Source organism: Acidimicrobiia bacterium, from assembly GCA_016650365.1.
Classification (GTDB): domain Bacteria; phylum Actinomycetota; class Acidimicrobiia; order Spongiisociales; family JAENVV01; genus JAENVV01.
In genome coordinates this window covers 1-1,872 of sequence record JAENVV010000274.1, presented here as the reverse complement: position 1 = coordinate 1,872, position 1,872 = coordinate 1, and the positions used below count along the sequence as shown (strand labels likewise).

Here is a 1,872-nt window from a genome sequence, read left to right as displayed (position 1 = left end):
GCCTGGATTTCGGAGTCGCGGGACTCGATCACCACGATGCAGCGTTCGAGCAGATCGCGCGGTGTGTCGTCGCCGGCCAGAAAGGCCGGCACGTGCTCAAGAAAACCGGGCGACAAGGGGGTGGCAGGATCGTACGACATAGTGGCCCCGTTTGAGTTCGACTGCCCGCCACGTTAGACGACCAACCGATTTGAGGTTCACGTGCTCATGAGGTCTCAGCTCCACTGAGGCCTCAGCTCCACGGAGGACCCCTTCGATCACCGGGAGGACTCACCTCGAAACGATTGATCATGCCTCCTTTACGGACCGATCGACGAAGGGCGCGCTCTTGGCTCGTTCAACCTGTGGTGCCTTCCGGCCGACGGTGACTCGATGGCCGATTGGTTCGGAGAGGCGGAAGGACGTCTTGAGTTCCAGGCGGCTACTCGGCTGATTCCTGGCTCGGTGACGATATCGCAGGGTCAGGTCTGAGCGCCGGGGTCGACTCGGCCTAAACAGCCCTTTCCTGGGTTTGCAGCGCCAACAATCGATCGAGGTCGCCGTGCACTTCGAGGCCGGCGTTGCGGCCTTCACCGGCAAAAATGACACCGCCGGCGTGGTCGGTCAGGCTGATGGTCACCGTGGCGAGCATCGTTTCGCCCACCCGGTCGCTCATGTCGGTTCGCGTCGGACCGTGCAGCAAGCCGCCGGTGGCCCGGTCGGCGTGGATCTCAAGTCGCTTCTTGCGATCGACCACCGTCCAGTCAATGGCCTCGTCGGAGAATGCCAATTCGGTCGTCTTGGCACCGGTGTACGTGGCGAACTGGTGGAGAACACCCTCGTGGTGGAGTCCAATGATGAACCCGGGAAACGCTGAGAACAGCCAGGGGATGATGGCGATCGACCCAACCAAACTGGTTCCCGCGGTTTCGAAATGGTTCGACTGCATCCAGGCGTACCCGGCAGGGAATGACTTGCCCCAGTCCTTCTCGCCGTATCCGCGCCCACCATCAAAGTCGATCGCCTGACCGTCGACTCGAAGCGTTCCGGCCACCGAGTGATCGAAGCTCACGAGGCCGTGGTTGCATTCCATTCGCGGCGCCCACCCATAGGGGCCCATGATGCCCAAACGGGTCGGCGTCACGGGCCACGGCTTCGGAGTGCCGAGCGTCAGTTCGCCTTGGATCGTTCGGGTCTCGTCGGCGATGTCGAGAAGTACCCGGTCGCTCGAAAACCGGTTCGGTCCGATGTGCACCTCGAACTCGTCTCGGGCGGCCCAGAACTCGTCGGCCGCATACCGGTGGTAGGTGGCCTCGCCGGTCGACCCATCAAGGATCTGCACAAACGCATGATGACGATCCGGGTCGTCGCTCAGGAAGATGCCAGGAATCACCGCATACCGGTGCGTTTCGGTGGCGTCGACGAGTTTGAAATACCAGCCCTCAAAATACGGTGGTCGGCGCTTATACCCGTGATATCGCTCGGGATGAAAGAGGTTAGAAAACATTGGCGTTCCTCACGGCAGGCGATGGTAGTGCGAGGAAGGACGAAGTTGGCTCAGACCAATAGAATGACAACAACAGATGATCGATCGAACCCGTCGCCTTCGACTCCCACGGCTTTCGGCTGGAAGGAACGCTCAGCGTTCCTGACGCGCCAGGGCCGCATCCTGGGGCCGTGCTCGTGACTGGTTCAGGGCCGCTGGATCGAAACTCGAACATGAAACGCCAGACCCTCACCGTTACGGGCGACCTGGCTGCACACCTGGCCGAAGCGGGGATCGCCTCGCTGCGTTACGACAAGCGGGGAGTGGGCGGCAGTGAAGTCCGCGAGATTCTTCAATACGATTGGCCTCCCATAATCGGGGACCTCGCCTGGTCCGGTCGGAGTGTG

The 1,872-nt window shown here is 61.6% G+C and carries 3 protein-coding genes; 1 reads left to right on the top strand and 2 read right to left on the bottom strand.

What is annotated here, in order from left to right:
* Both JJE47_15495 and JJE47_15490 read right to left on the bottom strand, forming a co-directional pair.
* On the bottom strand, window positions 1-140 hold a 140-nt coding region (locus JJE47_15495; GenBank protein MBK5268824.1), incomplete at its 3' end, for an amidase.
* Between the two features lie 350 nt (window positions 141-490).
* On the bottom strand, window positions 491-1,486 hold the full coding sequence (locus tag JJE47_15490; protein MBK5268823.1) for a hypothetical protein: 996 nt from the start codon (window positions 1,484-1,486) through the stop codon (window positions 491-493).
* Window positions 1,487-1,698: 212 nt separating this feature from the next.
* Between JJE47_15490 and JJE47_15485 the strand changes: the two genes are divergently transcribed.
* A partial coding sequence (locus JJE47_15485) for a hypothetical protein (protein MBK5268822.1) occupies window positions 1,699-1,872 on the top strand: 174 nt, incomplete at its 3' end.